This window comes from Lysobacter niastensis, assembly GCF_015453285.1.
Classification (GTDB): Bacteria; Pseudomonadota; Gammaproteobacteria; order Xanthomonadales; family Xanthomonadaceae; genus Lysobacter_J; species Lysobacter_J niastensis.
This window is the reverse complement of record NZ_JADLZT010000001.1, coordinates 241,652-255,733: the sequence shown is the minus strand read 5'-3', so window position 1 is coordinate 255,733 and position 14,082 is coordinate 241,652. Positions and strand designations below refer to the sequence as shown.

15 protein-coding genes and 1 pseudogene are annotated in these 14,082 nt (G+C 64.8%); 7 read left to right on the top strand and 9 right to left on the bottom strand.

The features are described 5' to 3' along the window. Positions 1–35 precede the first annotated feature (35 nt). The 5 genes from IU514_RS01105 to IU514_RS01085 form a co-directional block, all read right to left on the bottom strand. Positions 36–941, bottom strand: a complete 906-nt coding sequence (locus IU514_RS01105; RefSeq protein ID WP_228760393.1) for an acid phosphatase — start codon at positions 939–941, stop codon at positions 36–38. 136 nt (positions 942–1,077) lie between these two features. After that, a complete protein-coding gene (locus tag IU514_RS01100) occupies positions 1,078–1,653 on the bottom strand; it encodes a hypothetical protein (protein ID WP_194929221.1) in 576 nt (191 codons plus the stop codon). Between the two features lie 196 nt (positions 1,654–1,849). After that, positions 1,850–3,037 carry a DSD1 family PLP-dependent enzyme gene (locus IU514_RS01095; RefSeq protein ID WP_228760392.1) on the bottom strand — a complete coding sequence of 396 codons (1,188 nt, stop codon included), beginning with the start codon at positions 3,035–3,037 and terminating at the stop codon, positions 1,850–1,852. Beyond that, positions 3,004–3,462: a DUF695 domain-containing protein gene (locus IU514_RS01090; RefSeq protein ID WP_194929220.1), complete on the bottom strand. Its 459-nt coding sequence runs from the start codon at positions 3,460–3,462 to the stop codon at positions 3,004–3,006. Before IU514_RS01090 ends, IU514_RS01095 begins: the two co-directional genes overlap by 34 nt. 10 nt (positions 3,463–3,472) lie before the next feature. Beyond that, positions 3,473–3,922: a hypothetical protein gene (locus IU514_RS01085; protein WP_194929219.1), complete on the bottom strand. Its 450-nt coding sequence runs from the start codon at positions 3,920–3,922 to the stop codon at positions 3,473–3,475. Positions 3,923–4,168: 246 nt separating this feature from the next. Between IU514_RS01085 and IU514_RS18890 the strand changes: the two are divergent. The 3 genes and pseudogenes from IU514_RS18890 to IU514_RS01075 form a co-directional block, all read left to right on the top strand. Beyond that, positions 4,169–4,294, top strand: a pseudogene (locus tag IU514_RS18890) (glycine zipper 2TM domain-containing protein); the annotation flags it as partial. Next, positions 4,280–4,543, top strand: coding sequence for an RT0821/Lpp0805 family surface protein (locus IU514_RS18885; protein WP_228760428.1), 264 nt, complete (start codon positions 4,280–4,282; stop codon positions 4,541–4,543). The pseudogene IU514_RS18890 and the gene IU514_RS18885, both read left to right, overlap by 15 nt. A gap of 17 nt (positions 4,544–4,560) precedes the next feature. Next, positions 4,561–4,935: an EF-hand domain-containing protein gene (locus IU514_RS01075; RefSeq protein WP_194929217.1), complete on the top strand. Its 375-nt coding sequence runs from the start codon at positions 4,561–4,563 to the stop codon at positions 4,933–4,935. A 119-nt stretch (positions 4,936–5,054) separates the two neighbouring features. Here IU514_RS01075 and IU514_RS01070 read toward each other — a convergent pair whose 3' ends face one another. Together IU514_RS01070 and IU514_RS01065 are read right to left on the bottom strand one after the other, a co-directional pair. Next, positions 5,055–5,303 carry a heavy-metal-associated domain-containing protein gene (locus tag IU514_RS01070; protein ID WP_194929216.1) on the bottom strand — a complete coding sequence of 83 codons (249 nt, stop codon included), beginning with the start codon at positions 5,301–5,303 and terminating at the stop codon, positions 5,055–5,057. 40 nt (positions 5,304–5,343) lie between these two features. Then, entirely contained in the window at positions 5,344–6,465 is a 1,122-nt protein-coding gene (locus IU514_RS01065) for an MBL fold metallo-hydrolase (RefSeq protein ID WP_324187758.1), read from the bottom strand. A gap of 157 nt (positions 6,466–6,622) precedes the next feature. On the opposite strand from IU514_RS01065, the gene IU514_RS01060 reads away from it, so the two are divergent. Beyond that, positions 6,623–7,237: a TetR/AcrR family transcriptional regulator gene (locus IU514_RS01060; protein ID WP_194929214.1), complete on the top strand. Its 615-nt coding sequence runs from the start codon at positions 6,623–6,625 to the stop codon at positions 7,235–7,237. A gap of 36 nt (positions 7,238–7,273) precedes the next feature. Here the strand turns inward: IU514_RS01060 and IU514_RS01055 are convergent, their stop codons facing one another. Next, complete coding sequence (locus tag IU514_RS01055) at positions 7,274–8,470, bottom strand: KamA family radical SAM protein (protein WP_194929213.1); 1,197 nt, start codon at positions 8,468–8,470, stop codon at positions 7,274–7,276. Positions 8,471–9,163: 693 nt separating this feature from the next. On the opposite strand from IU514_RS01055, the gene IU514_RS01050 reads away from it, so the two are divergent. Beyond that, positions 9,164–10,180: a lysyl oxidase family protein gene (locus IU514_RS01050; protein ID WP_194929212.1), complete on the top strand. Its 1,017-nt coding sequence runs from the start codon at positions 9,164–9,166 to the stop codon at positions 10,178–10,180. A gap of 318 nt (positions 10,181–10,498) precedes the next feature. After that, complete coding sequence (locus IU514_RS01045; RefSeq protein ID WP_194929211.1) at positions 10,499–10,915, top strand: hypothetical protein; 417 nt, start codon at positions 10,499–10,501, stop codon at positions 10,913–10,915. A gap of 348 nt (positions 10,916–11,263) precedes the next feature. Here IU514_RS01045 and IU514_RS01040 read toward each other — a convergent pair whose 3' ends face one another. Beyond that, complete coding sequence (locus IU514_RS01040) at positions 11,264–12,016, bottom strand: LuxR C-terminal-related transcriptional regulator (protein ID WP_194929210.1); 753 nt, start codon at positions 12,014–12,016, stop codon at positions 11,264–11,266. Between the two features lie 573 nt (positions 12,017–12,589). Here IU514_RS01040 and IU514_RS01035 point away from each other — a divergent pair. Then, positions 12,590–14,023: a DcaP family trimeric outer membrane transporter gene (locus tag IU514_RS01035; RefSeq protein ID WP_194929209.1), complete on the top strand. Its 1,434-nt coding sequence runs from the start codon at positions 12,590–12,592 to the stop codon at positions 14,021–14,023. The last annotated feature ends 59 nt before the right edge of the window (positions 14,024–14,082 follow it).

Here is a 14,082-nt window from a genome sequence, read left to right as displayed (position 1 = left end):
CTCCGGTGCCGACGTCTGCGGCTAGCCGCCCATCGTCACAGCACGCCGGGGATCTTCGTCTTCAGCGCTTCGGCCTCGGCCGCGCAGTCGCCTTGCGGCATCTTGCCGGCGCTGCGCTGCGCATCGATCTCGGCCTTGGCGGCCTGCATGTCCGACAGGAACGTCGGATCCGAATGCAGCCGTGCCACCGCGCCCGCCGCCACCGCGCGCCCTTCCAGGATGTCGCTCTGCCAATGCGCATTGCAGACGAGGCGGCTTTCGCCGAACGAGCGGCCGCGCGCCAGCAGCGCATCGGCGTGGTCAGGTGCGAGTTCGGTCAGCAGCAGCGCCCACGCCCAGCCGATGGAGGTATGCCCGGACGGATAGGAACCATCACTCCGCAGCGCCGCTTCGTCCGCGGGGAAGCAGGTCGATTCCTTGTAGTGCACGAACGGCCTGATGCGCTTGTAGTGATCCTTCGCCGTGTACGTCGCCAGCCCGGCATCCACCATGGTCCGCTGCAGCAGCAGGTACAGCCGCGGCGTGTCCTGTTGCGTGACCGGTACGCCGAGCGCGCAGTCGAAGGTACTGGCCACATGGGGGAAATGCAGGTCCGCATCCGAGGCGGCCAGCGCGTAGCGCGGCGTGCCCTTGAGTTTCTGCGATGCGCGGCTGACCGCCTGGTCCTGGCGGAAGCCTGTGCTGTCGCCGTCCGGTGGTGCAGGCAGCAGCACCAGGCTGTTGGGGAGATTGCGTCCCAGGTAGCCGGCTGGCACTCCAGGCTTGAGCTCCGGCACTGGCGCTGGCGTCGCAGGCACCACCGTGGGAGCCGGCAACATCGGCGAGGACGAAGCTTCCGATACTGGTGTCGTGTTGCAGCCGGCCAGCCACGCACTGCAGATGCCGGTCGCAAATATCGCCGCCCACGCGGGGACGGAGTACTTGCCCGGGGACTTGACCATGCCCTTCTCCTTTGAACACGACGGGTCCCGACGCCTTGGCGGCGTACGCGACGAAAGCGAAGGCCATGTTCGACGGAGGCGGTAAACCCGGCGTGAAAGGCGGGCCGTGGCTGGCCCGCCATTCATCAGCGCACTGCTACTTCGCCGCGCGGTCGTAAGGTCCGAGGGCCTGGCCCGAAGCCAGCGCATCGAGCTTGCCGGCGACGATCTTCTCCAGCTCCGGCGTCAGCACGAAGCCGCTGCCGAACGAGACCAGTTCGTACAGGTAGCCGCGATCCTGCACGACATAGGTGAAGCCGCACTTGTCCTTGTCGCCCGGGAAGATCGTCAGGCGTGCTTTCTCGCCGGTCGAAACCTCGCGGACCTCCGGCGTGCTCTTGCATTTCTTCGCGCGCCGCGCGGCATACTCGTCGACGTCCTGCCACAACGCGGCGGCATCTTTCTTGGCATAGCGGATTTCGGTGATCGTCGTCAGCAGGTCGATCGTGCAGCCTTTGCTGCTGTCGAAGCGGTAGGCGCGCTCGCCGCTCATGGGCACATCGGCATAAGTGCCGCTCATCCTCTCGACGGGACATCCCAGCGACGCCAGGTCACCGCGAGTGATGAAGCCCTCATCGTCCTGCGGCGTGTACATCATCAGCACGTTGTCGTTAGTGCGACGCCGCGGCTCGGCGGGGGGATCGTTCGCGACGGCCGTTGTCGCCATCGACATCAGCACTACTGCTAAGCAAGCGGAGCGGACATCCATTGTGTTCCCCTTGGTCTGGCAGACCCTGTGCACCGCGACCACGACCGCGGCCATCGGCTCCGGCGCCTCGACACGACCAGGAGGCCGGAGCGACCACACACTACCGCGCAGGCACTGCGAAATCGACCACGGTTCCCGTATGCCGAACGCCCGCGACCCGCTACCAGCCGCGAATGCGCGGCCAATACGCCAGCGGCGTGTCTGTCCCGGCCCGCAGCACCTGGTAGCCGTCGAACTGCGCCGCCGTGGCGCAGGCGTGGTTGGGCAGGATGCGTAGACGCGTTCCCACGGGAAGATCGGGCAAGGTGGCGCGGCTCCCGGGGCGAAGCGCGACGATGCCGTGTTCCTGGTTGGCCGAGACGACAATCAGGTCCTCGAATCCGGCGCCGTCGGCGTCGCAGACCACGCCATAGCCCTGGTCGACCGCCTGGCTGGCAGTGCCCCGGTCACGCGACAGTGCCATCCAGCCGGCATCGACGATGATCCAGCCGCGCGTCGGCTGATGTCCGATCACCGTCGTCAGCACCGACAACGCAATGTCGTCGCGCGAGCACACGCCGATGCCTTCCATCACCAGGTCGAAGAACACGTGGACGCCCGCGCGCACTTCGGTGACGCCGCCCAGGTCTCGCGCGAAGTGAGCCGTCGGCGTGGACCCCATGCTGACGACTCGGCATGGGAAGCCCGAGGCGCGCAGCGTTTCGGCCACGGAGACCACGGCAGCCCGTTCGCGCTCGGCGAATGCGGCCAATGCCTCCGCTCCGACCGCTCCGTAGCTCTCGCCGGCATGGGTCATGACGCCGCGCAATTCGGCACCGCCCGATGTCAGGACGCGTGCGATGTCGAGGATCAGCGGGTCGCCCGCACGCATGCCGGAACGATGGCCGTCGCAATCGATCTCGATCAACACCGGGATCGGGTCGCCGGATTCGCGCGACGCCTCGGCGACCGCGCGAGCCTGTTCGAGCGAATCGAGCACCACGCTGACGTCGCAGCCGCGCTTGCGCAGGGCCAGCACACGCGGCAGCTTCGCCGGGGAAATGCCGACCGCATAGAGGACGTCGCCGACACCCGCGGCGGCGAACACCTCGGCCTCCTTCAATGTCGAGACGGTCGCCGGACCGTGGCCGTCAGTGAGCAACTGTCGCGCCACCTCGACCGATTTCGCCGTTTTCAGATGCGGGCGAACGGATACGCCGAGACTGCCGATGTGACGGCGCAGGCGTTCGATGTTGCGCAGCATGCGCGTCTCGTCCAGCACCAGCGCCGGCGTGTCCAGCGATTCGAGCGGCGGAGTCGTCATGATCACCGTCATCAGTTCTGCGCGCAGGCGGCCACGCCCCGCCATGCCGTCCAATCCGGATCGTCCCCCGTCTCGATCTCGATCGGGTAGACGGAATGACCGGACAGCAGCTCGTTGAAGCGCGCCAGCCAGGCATCCACGTCATTGGCGTAGAAGATCCATTCCTTGCGCGAGTTTCCGGTGATGACCAGCATCAGGAAACCCAGGCGGTCTTCCTCGTCGAGCGGAACGATCGCCTCCTCGAACGCGATCTGGCGGTCGTAGTGATCCGACGGCGGCATGCCATTGCTTTCGCTGCCGTCGTAGCCCCAATAGACGTTGATGAACGAGGGGAAGTCGCTGGCTTGACGCACCGCCAGCGGCATGTGCTGGCGGAAGCGGAAGACCAGCGGGAGATCGTCTTCCGTTCCCGTGGCCGTGGCCCATGTGTCCTGCTGTAGCGCATCGAGGGCCGTGGTGGATGCCGACATGGTCAACGCCTCATTGGAAATTTTCACGCCCGGGGCTGTCTGGCAACCCGGCAGGGTCATTGTCCACCAAAGCTTGAGCCGGTCGGTGTGCCCGCAGCAGGCGGTTGGCGACGATCAGGTTCTTGGCGGGCAGCAAAAGACCGGATTCGAACGGACTGAGCACCAGCGTGGTTACGATCACCGGCACCAGGCCCACCGTTCGCGACCGGGGATCGATCGCCCGGCACAGGCTGTGCACCTTCACGGTAAACACGAGCACCGGCGGTACCGTGACCAGTGTCAGCAGCACGGAAGCCTTGAGGCCACCCTGGTTCCAGTGCAGTCCGACGAAACCGCACATCACCGTGAACCAGAGCACGTGCAGCATGTACGCCCGCACCAGTGAAGTGCGGGCTTTGCGCAGCGCTTCGATGACCTGTGCGGTCGCGAGTCCGCCCGGCCCCGACTGGTTGTCCGTCATGGCTTCACGCCCCAATCCCCTGCCCCACTCCAAAGATATCTGCCGGAAGCCCTTCCAGGGCGTGGGTCACGCCGAATTAACGGCCCGGGCGGAAGATGACGGCGCCCACGCCGTTCGGCGTGGGCTTTTTCACCCACGGGAGACGCAGCGATGAAGCAGATCATCGTGCTGGCGGCCGCGCTCACCATCGCGGCGTGTTCCACGGATCCGGGTACCCGCGACACACAGAAGGAAAGCGCTTCGGTGGTGGCGGGCGCAGTGATCGGCGGGTTGGTCGGCAACCAGTTCGGCGGCGGCACGGGCCGGGCACTGATGACGGCAGCCGGCGCGGTCGCTGGCGGCTTCGTCGGCGACCATTTGTTCAAGAAGCACGCCAAATCCGAGTACGAGAAGGACGCGGCACAGCGCGCCCTCAACAACGGCGCTTCAGGCCAGAAGGTGACCTGGTCCGATCCACGCACGCACGAGTCCGGCTACTTCGTCGCGCTCAACACCAAGCGCATGACCGACGGACGCCTCTGCCGCGACTTCCGCAGGGGTCTCAGCGTGGACGGAAAGGAGGTCGACGAGACCTCGGGCACCGCCTGCAAGAAATCCAATGGGCAGTGGGACGTCGGCTGACACGAGGAGTGGCCAAGATGATCAAGATCGCCCTGGGCTTCGCCCTGCTCCTGGCAGTGGCCGCCCCCGCCACGGCACAGGTCAAGTCCGACGTCGCGCCTGAGCGCTTCGACGCCGCCGACACCAACGACGACGGCAAGGTCGACCGCGCCGAGTACGACGGGTTCGTCGAGGAACTGGTGCTGCTGTACGACGTCGACCGCGATGAGAAGCTGTCGCGCAATGAAGTATCCGACGCACGCGACGTCAGCAAGTTCGACAAGATCGACGCCAACAAGGACGGCTACCTGACGATCGCCGAGATCGACGCCTTCACCGACAGCGATTTCGCGGTCATGGACGGCAACAGCGACGGCTCGATCGATCGCGACGAGGCGAAGCGCTCCAGGTAGTGCGATGGGTCGCGGGCAACGACCGCTTCCGGCTGGAAGCGGTCGTATGTCCTGGTTGCGCATCAATATCCGCATCCGCAAGCGAAAAGGGGGCACTTTTCGGCCGGACGCCCGCGCGCCTAGAACGCCTCGCAGTGCGCGATGCGGAACACGGCATCGACGACCGTGTCGTCGATGATCGAGGCTACTTTGAAGCCGCCCCGTTCGATCGCTGTCGTCGCGTCGCCCAGGGTCAATCGCCCTTCGATGCGCACGAGGTGGTCGTCGAGGTTGAAGTTGATGCGGGCGCCGAGATCGACCTGGAGCAGCGCGTTGGTGATGCTTCGCACGCAGTCTCCGCCGCGGATGCCGTTGATCTGAAGTTTCATCGTGTTTCCACCTGAGAGGTCTGCAGCACGCTGGGAGGGGTTACTGCGCGGCTTCGAAGCCGCGCTCGGGCAGCAACGCTCCTGCGGTGACGGTATCCACCTCGCGCCACCAGCGCGTCGCCGTATGCGGCGCTGACAGGTCCAGGCGCTCGCCCATGCGCGGCGTGGTCAGCGCGATCCCACGCCTTTCACCAAACGCGAGCACGCGCTCGAACGGCTCCTGCCAGCCGTGCATGGCCAGGTCGAAGGTGCCGTTGTGCACGGGCAGCAGCCAGCGTCCGCGCAGGTCCTCATGCGCCTGCACGGTCTGTTCGGGCTGCATGTGCACGTAGGGCCACTGCGCGTCGTAGGCGCCGGTTTCGAGCAGGGTCACGTCGAACGGCCCGAAGCGGCGGCCGATCTCCTTGAACCCGTCGAAGTAGCCGGTGTCGCCGCTGAAGAACAGGCGCAGGGTGCCGTGGTCCGGCGCATCCGCATCGTCCGCGCCGTCGACGATCACCCACGATGCCCACAGCGTCTTGTTGCCGTCGAACAGGCCGCGACCAGAGAAGTGCTGCGACGGCGTCGCGGTGAACTCCACGCCATCGATGCTCGTGCCCTCCCACCAGTCGAACTGCCGCACCTTGGCAGCATCAACGCCCCAGGCGATCAGCCGGTCACCGACGCCGAGCGGAGCAAGGAACACGTCGGTGGTCTTTGCCAGCTGCAGGACGGTGGCGCGGTCGAGATGGTCGTAGTGGTCGTGCGAGAGGATCACGCCGCGCAGCGGCGGCAGGTCCTTCAGAGCGATCGGCGGCGCATGGAAGCGCCTGGGCCCCATCCATTGCACCGGCGAGGCGCGCTCGGCGAATACCGGGTCGGTGATGAAGTAACCGCCGCGCAGCTTGATCAGCATCGTCGAATGGCCGAGCCGGAACAGGCTGCGGTCCGGCGCGGCGTCCAGGTCGGCCCGGGTCAGCGCATCGACCGGGACCGATCCCTTCGGCACGGTGGTGTCGGGCTTGTTGAGCAGCACGTTCCAGATGATGCCGAGGGTCTTGAGCACGCCATCGGCCGGCTTGGGTGCGGGGTTGCGGAAGCGGCCTTCGGCGGCCTGCGGCGAGGCGGGATACCCCGCGACGGGGAGATTGGTCTTGGCGGCGGACAGCAGGCAGGCGCTCACGAGCAGGGCTCCAGAAAAGAGGGCGGTACGACACGCACGGCGGAGACGGGGGAAGGAATGGCCAGCGGATCGCTTCATGAACAGGGGCTATGAAAGTACACGACACAGTGTAGTTTCCGTTTTCGGAAAAGTAAACCCATGGGTGTAAACTTTCCCCATGAACAGCCTGCCCGCCCCTGCCCGACTGACCGACCGCAAGCGCGCGGCCATCCTCGATGCCGCTGTGGCCGAGTTTCGTCAGTCCGGTTACGAGGCCACCAGCATGGACCGCATCGCGGACAGTGCCGGCGTGTCCAAGCGCACCGTCTACAACCACTTCCCCAGCAAGGAAGCGCTGTTCGAGCACATCGTGGAGCAACTCTGGGAGCGCAGCGTCGAGGGCCTCGACCTGGCATACAGCGGCGATCGCCCGCTGCGCGCGCAACTGCTGGAACTGGTGAGCCAGAAGCTGCGGCTGCTGCACGACGACAACTTCACCGACCTGGCGCGCGTCGCGATCGCCGCCGGCATCCATTCGCCCGAGCGCGCGCACGAGATGGTCTCGCGCATGGGCAATCGTGAGGAAGGACTCACGACGTGGATCCGCGCCGCTGCCGCCGATGGCCGCCTGAAAGCCAAGGATCCCCTGTTCGCCTCGATGCAGCTGCAGGGCCTGGTGAAGGGTTTCGCGTTCTGGCCGCAGGTGGCGCTCGGTCAACCGCCACTGACACCCGCGCAACAGAAGCAAGTGGCCGAAGCCGCCGTGGACATGTTCCTCGCCTATTACGGGTGAGGATCTACCGGCGCATGGAATATGCGCCGCGCCGCCTCAGATCTTGGCGCCGTCGCGCAGGTAGTCCATCCGGACCCGCTCCTGCTTGTAGTTGCGGCACTCGATGTGCCCCTCGCGTTCCTCGACGTACGTCGGGATCACCGGCATCTTGCCGAGGCCGCCCAGGCCGTCGATCACGAACGTCGGAACCGCCGGGCCGCTGATCCAGCCGCGGACGCCTTCATACAGCTCCAGCATCCGCGACAGGGGAACGGTGAAGTGGGCGCCCTGCAACGTCTGGTCGTTCTGGTACAGGTAATAGGGGCGTACACCCATCGAAACGCAATCCATGAACAGGTCGCGCAACACTTGTACGTCGTCGTTGATGCCCTTGAGCAGCACGCTTTGATTGCCCAGCATCGTGCCGGTCCTGCGAAGCATCCTGATGCGTGAGCGCAGCAGCGGCGTGATTTCCTTGCTGTGGTTGATGTGGATGTTCACCATCTGCACGTCGTGCTTCTCTATGACCGCACACAGTTCCGGCGTGATGCGGGTCGGAAGCTGCACCGGCAGACGACTTCCGATGCGCAGGAACCTGACGTGCGGCGCCTCCGAGCGGATGCGGCCCAACAGCTCATCCAGCTTGCGGTCGGTGAACACCAGCGGATCGCCACCCGACAGCAGCACGTCCTCGATCTCTTTGTTACCCGCTATGTACGCCATCGACGCGTCCAGATCGGCACGGCCTATGGCTCGTTCGCCGGAGTGCGAAACGATGCGGGATCGCGTGCAATACCGGCAGAACGAGGCGCACTGCGTGGTGACCAGGAACAGTACGCGACGCGGATAGCGGTGGACCACGGACGTTCCCGGCACCGTGTGCTCGGCTTCACCGAGTTCGTCGGCCAGCGTGTGCTCCATCCGTACGCTCAGGCTTTCCTTCATCGATGGAAGGTACTGCAGGCGAATCGGGCAGTTCGGGTCGTCGCGGTCCATCAGCTGGGCCAGATACGGCGTCACCTTCATGTCGAAGGTTTCGTACGTCGACATGGGCACGTCTTCGACGTTGTTCAGGACCTGCGCGATCTCGAAATGGGTGTCGTAGCGGCGAGCCAACTGCTTCTGCCAATCCTCCGACTCCGGGTCATAGGCCATCAGCGACTCGCGATCGTAGAACTTCCTGCAGCTGACAACGCGAGGCGCCGCATCTTCCCCACTGGAGGGATGCCTGGTCTGCAACGCTTCGATGTTCATTGTTGCCTCCAGGGTTCCGGCGAACCCCGTGTTCCTTTACGTTGCCGCACCATCATCACGCCATCGCGCATGTCGCATCGATGAGGGGTGAATGGACGAGCGGTCCGGCACAACGCCGCCTGCAGGCGTTGCAGGGGGGCCAGACGCTCCGCAAGCGCGGCTCGCAGCCCCGATTCACATGGGTGAGATTCATGTGGTGGACTCCGAAGGAGTCGCCGACAACGTATCCAACGGTACCACCCACTCCATCCGGACGCGCGATGACAGGGCTCGTCGGGTGACACTCGCATTCATTGAAGCAGTTTGTTTCGAAGCGGGCGAAGGATTCATTCAAATAGCTTCTCTGCCAGCATCGCGCCTGCGAGGTGATCGCATCCATCGGCGATTCCCAGAGCTGCGAGCTACCAGGAAACCCGCGCGGCGCACCATTCACGCCGCCGCTTCCGCGACCTCCCCTTTTGTGGAATTGCCGGCGTTGGTCGCCCCTGACAGCTTGGGTGGACCAAACGCCGGCCCGGCGCACTCGTCGCGGGGAAGCGGCGCGTGCCTCATGGATGGCTGATGAGGGCATCGCGCCACCGACCATCGACCTGCTCGACAGGCTTGCACGACCCGGGCAAGAGGACACGACTCATGAACAACGCACGCATGGCTGATTGCCCCGAACCCGCCGACATCATTGGAAGCCCCACCATGACCATGGATTCGCTTCGCAAGCGTGCCGCCCTGCTGGCGGCGATCGTCGCATCGCTGTCTCTCTCTGGCACAGCTGCCGCGCAAACGGCCAAGCTGCCGAACCTTATCCCGCGTCCGGCTTTCGGTGCGACTTTGTCGACGGATGCCGGTGGCCGTTCCGAGCTTCGATTCAGCACCACCAGCTGGAACAGCGGCACCGGCCCATTGGAACTCGCGGCTGGTTCTGTCGACACCGGATCGGGCAAGCAGCAGGTGTACCAGGTGATCTACCAGACCAGCGGCCCGCCGGTGCTCAAGTTCGCAGGCGCCTTCGAGTACCACCCCGCGCACGACCACATGCACTTCAACGACTACGCGCTGTACACGCTGCAGCCGGTGAACGCAACGGGAGGGTCGCAGCGCACCGGTGCCAAGACCACGTTCTGCGTGATGGATACCACCGCGGTCAACCTTGGCTTGCCGGGCGCACCGGCAAGCGCCTTCTACAACACGTGTGGGCGCGACCTGCAGGGCATGTCGGTGGGCTGGGGCGACACCTACGGCGCCCATCTTGCCGGACAGGAGATCGATTTCACGGGAAATGCCGACGGCATCTACAAGCTGAAGATCGAGATAGATCCGAAGAAGGTGATCTCCGAGTCCAACGAGAACGACAACGTGTCGTGCTTGCTGCTCAACATCAAGAAGCCGAGCACAGTCACAGTGCTCGACAGCAGCGGTCAATGCTCGTTGGTGTCATCGATCACTCCGAGTTCGGCACGCATGGGCACCACTGTGCAGGTGACCATTACCGGCCAAGGATTCACCCAGGGCATGGGCGTCACGTTCTTCGGCGGCAACAGTGCACAGCCGGTCGCCAGCAACGTGCAACTGACGTCGGACACCGACACCGTGGACCAGATCACGGCGACTGTCACCGTGCCGGTCAAGAAGGGCAGAGCCAAGGATCCGGTCTGGGATGTACGCGTCGGTAGCGGCGGCACCCTGCCCAACGGGTTCAGGGTCATGCCATAGCGAGGGATCGGCGCACGCTTGTCTTTGGGAGGGCGCCGCGAAGACGCGGCGCCCTCTCTGCTTCTGCTCGCTCGCGATATCCATGTCGAAGAACTCCCGTTGCGGCCCACGCATCCCAGAACTGCCGCGACTCGATCGCGTTCCACCGCACTCGAACCACCATCACCCATCAACTTCCTCTTACGTGGAATGGCCCGGCGATGTCGACTTTGGCACCGTGCGATTGGGACGCAACGAACACAGGGGCGCCGAGCCATGACAGAGCGAGTCCCATCGGAACGGACATACGTTCAACCAACTCGAGACTAGGAGACTGAAATGACTGGGCTGACGAAGAAGACGCTGATGACCGCCATGCTGACCCTCAGCGCGACCCTGGCGGCCGGCGCTGCCTGCGCGGGCGACAAGGATCCGCCACCGTCCAAAGACCTCATCTGCCACAACATTGGCGGGCCAAGGGATCTTGGCGCGAACTGTGAGAACACCGGCAACTGCACGGTCGAGACGGAGGAAGGGTTCAACATCGTCTTCACCGATGAAAATCAATTCCTGGGGATCGTGATCGGGGCTGGCCCGCAGTCAGCGGCTGCCCACATCGCCCATGGCGATGGCTATGTCCAAACGCTCTTCAGTCCAGCGCTGCACCTGGCATCTGAGATCGGACCCCATCGGGCATCCAACGTGGAATGCCTGGCGACGCGGGTCAACCCGCAGCCGCCGGAGCCCGGCAACTAAACCAGACCAAAAGCTGGAAGTTGAGCGTGCAGGAGCGCAGCAGTGGCTGAGCGGGCTGATTCTTCGTTCGGCTACGCTGCGTGCCTGCATCCGGTGCCCGCAGGAAGCGTTGGGTCTGCCACCTACGGGGGGCAGACCTGGTACACGGGATGGATCGCGATCGCTTGCAGCAACCGTTATCCGTGTTGCTGGCTTTGACGAGCTCTTCGTTCCGCGCCACCGACGTCGAAGACCGATCCGGCGGACCAGGTCCCGGCAAGCATGGTCGTGCTTGCGAGGAGAAAGGCACCCCGAATCAGCTCTGGAACGCGGGTCGGCGCCGATGGCAATCAGGCCATGGCGCTCAGGTCACGCGGTAGCCGTCGCCTGGAGGATCACCATCGCGCGGCGACGCACGCCGAGTTTGGCGAAGACGCTTTTCAGATGCTTCTTCACCGTGTCTTCCATGATCCCGAGCTCGCGCGCGATTTCCTTGTTGCTGCAGCCGCGATGCAGGCGCGCGACGACCTGCAACTCCCGTCGGGTGAGCGTTTCCATTGCATGGAGACGGTCCGGATCGGCCGCCACTTCGACTTCCGCGGGAGTGAACGGCCACGTCGGATCGGTGATGACCTCGGCCATCAGGCGACGCGACAGCCACAGCTCGCCCTTGCTGACGGCGCGGATCGCCTTGAGGCAAAGATCGGCAGGGCTCGTCGTCAGCAGGAGTCCATGAAGCCGGTTGCGCAGCACGTCGGCTACCGCGCTGAGGCAAGCCTGGTCCGCCAGGAGGAGTACGCACACATGAGGTCGGTACTGCTGGATCCTTCGCAGCCACAAGGGACCCAGACGGTCCAGAAGGGCTTTGTCGAGCAGCAGCACCTTGGGATGGTTGAGTTCCAGACTGGCCGCAAGGCCCGTCGCATCCGTGACCGGTTCGCCGATGATCTCGATGCCGGGCTCGGATGCCAGCATGGAAAGCCAGGCCGCATGCAGCGCCGTGCGGTCCGACGCGATCATGATCGGGATGGGATCAGCCGAGACCTCGGACTCCCCAAGCGCCAGCGATGCCGAATGGAAGGCTGCGTCGGTACGCGCGGCACGGTCTGGTTCTGCATGCATCGCAATGATCCTGTTCCGGTCATCAGCGACCGGATGACTTCTTTCCTGCGCACCGCTCCGCCGCACATGGCGAGCCAAGCGCGCTGACCAGACAGGAACCCCAAGCACCTCGGTGCCGTTCCCTGCCCCCATTGCCACCTGCGTGTACTCAACGTCAGGTCGATCACGCCGACGCGACGCAGCGTCGCGACAGGCGCACTGACTCGACTTCAATCAACCAATCCACCGATCCCTCGACGCCATCCTTGCGGTGACGCCTTATCGCTCATCAACGCGTCCTGCAGGCCCGGACGGACTGCATCCCCCAATCGGGTGGGCGTGATGAGAACATGAAAGAACGGTCGCCCGATGACCCAGGATCCATTGCACCGCATGAGCATCGGGGCCGGCCAATGCGCCGAATGCGTTGCTTCGCAGAGCGGCTGACCGCCCGTCGATCGCGGCCCCGTTGGCAGCAGTCGATAACCGGTGCTTCTTGGGGGACAGGTGAAAGCAGACGTGCAGCCTGCCACAGGGCACCAGCGGCCGGCCGCGATGCCCGTCGGTTGCCGGCGAGCTTCGATCGCCCCGGCCTTGGACGCTCTGTTTTGCTTGTTCCTGGCCATGGCGCTTTCGCCACAAGCGCGTGCGCAGTCGAAGGATCCGGCGATTCCCGAACTGAAACTGCAGATCGCGAAGATGCAGGAACAACTGCGCGACCAGCAGGCCGTCATCGAGCAGATGCAGAGGCACCTGGCCGAGCTTGAGGCAAAGGAGACTGCCCACGTCGCAGCCCCCTTACCCTCGCCCACGGAAACACGGACCGTGACCGCAGCCGACCTGCCCCAGCAGGAACCGGCCTCGCGCATCCACAGACCGCCTTCCGCGATGGCGGGCGTCGAAGAGCCACTGCCAGAGGGCTACATTCGACTCGGCGAGACCGGAAGCCTCCTGAGACTCGACGTCATCGCCCAGCTCGATCTGATGTTCGATAACAAGTTCATGGGCGAGCAGGACCTGTTCGTTCCATCCTCGATACCCGTGCAGGGCTCGCCTTTCCACGATTCGGACACGCGCAGCAACCTCAGCGCGAGGCAGAGCGCCGTTCGCATGGATTTCCGCCGCAATACGCCCTACGGCTTGCTGAAGGTCGTGTACCTCAACAACTTCTTCGGCGATGGCGGGCCGGACATGGACTACAACCTCCAGTACCTCTATGGCGAGCTTGAAGCCGAAGGCTTCAACTTCCTTGCCGGGTATGGGCTGTCCGCCTTCACCGACATCGATGCGTTTCCGAACACACTCGATTACGAAGGTCCGAACTCGTTCACCTTCAAGTACACGCCGCAGGTCCGCTTCTCGCCCACGCTCTACCGGCACGGCGAAGGTCGCCTGACCCTGCCGATGTCACTGGAAAAGCCCAACGCCGACATCGCGGTGCTCGGCGACTATGCGCCCTACTCTCGCTGGCCCGACGCCACATTGGGGCTGCGCTGGGAAACGCCCGACTGGCATGTGCAGTGGGCGAACCTGTTCCGCGACCTTGCAGTGCAAAGTGCGACCGGCGACGCCACGCGAACGACCGAAGCCTACGCCACGCAGTTGACCTTCGCGGCGGGCGTGTTCGGCGACGACAGCATCCAGGGCTGGGCCAGCGCCGGAAAGGGATACGCGGACTTCCTGCAGGACATCGCCGGACTGGGACTGGATGCGGCCTTCAATCCCCAACTGGAACTCGAGGCCATCGATGCCCATGGTTATGGCGCCGGCTACACCCATGCGTGGAGCGACACGCTCAGCACCAGTGCGTCCTACGGCCACCTCCGCATCGACCCCGACGCCGACCTGTTCCTCGACCCGGGCCTGCCCGAGAGCACGTCATTCGCATCGCTCAACCTCGCCTGGCAGTTCAGCGATCGCGCGATGATGGGCGCGGAATGGCTGTGGGGCCGCCATCGCGACCTGACTGGCGCAACGGGCGAGGCGCAGCGCGTGCAGGTATCGCTGCGCTATGACCTGAATCCTTGAAGGCTCCACTCGATGCCCACGTCAAGCCCACGTTTCCGGCGCATCCTGGACCCTGGTGA

Coding starts and splice junctions, on each gene's coding strand:
- IU514_RS01055 (WP_194929213.1), bottom strand. CDS start 8,470: ATGAACATCGAAGCGTTGCAGACCAGGCATCCCTCCAGTGGGGAAGAT.
- IU514_RS01090 (WP_194929220.1), bottom strand. CDS start 3,462: ATGTCGGCATCCACCACGGCCCTCGATGCGCTACAGCAGGACACATGG.
- IU514_RS01100 (WP_194929221.1), bottom strand. CDS start 1,653: ATGTCGATGGCGACAACGGCCGTCGCGAACGATCCCCCCGCCGAGCCG.
- IU514_RS01040 (WP_194929210.1), bottom strand. CDS start 12,016: ATGCATGCAGAACCAGACCGTGCCGCGCGTACCGACGCAGCCTTCCAT.
- IU514_RS01085 (WP_194929219.1), bottom strand. CDS start 3,922: ATGACGGACAACCAGTCGGGGCCGGGCGGACTCGCGACCGCACAGGTC.
- IU514_RS01075 (WP_194929217.1), top strand. CDS start 4,561: ATGATCAAGATCGCCCTGGGCTTCGCCCTGCTCCTGGCAGTGGCCGCC.
- IU514_RS01045 (WP_194929211.1), top strand. CDS start 10,499: ATGACTGGGCTGACGAAGAAGACGCTGATGACCGCCATGCTGACCCTC.
- IU514_RS01070 (WP_194929216.1), bottom strand. CDS start 5,303: ATGAAACTTCAGATCAACGGCATCCGCGGCGGAGACTGCGTGCGAAGC.
- IU514_RS01050 (WP_194929212.1), top strand. CDS start 9,164: ATGACCATGGATTCGCTTCGCAAGCGTGCCGCCCTGCTGGCGGCGATC.
- IU514_RS01095 (WP_228760392.1), bottom strand. CDS start 3,037: ATGGCGGGGCGTGGCCGCCTGCGCGCAGAACTGATGACGGTGATCATG.
- IU514_RS01060 (WP_194929214.1), top strand. CDS start 6,623: ATGAACAGCCTGCCCGCCCCTGCCCGACTGACCGACCGCAAGCGCGCG.
- IU514_RS01105 (WP_228760393.1), bottom strand. CDS start 941: ATGGTCAAGTCCCCGGGCAAGTACTCCGTCCCCGCGTGGGCGGCGATA.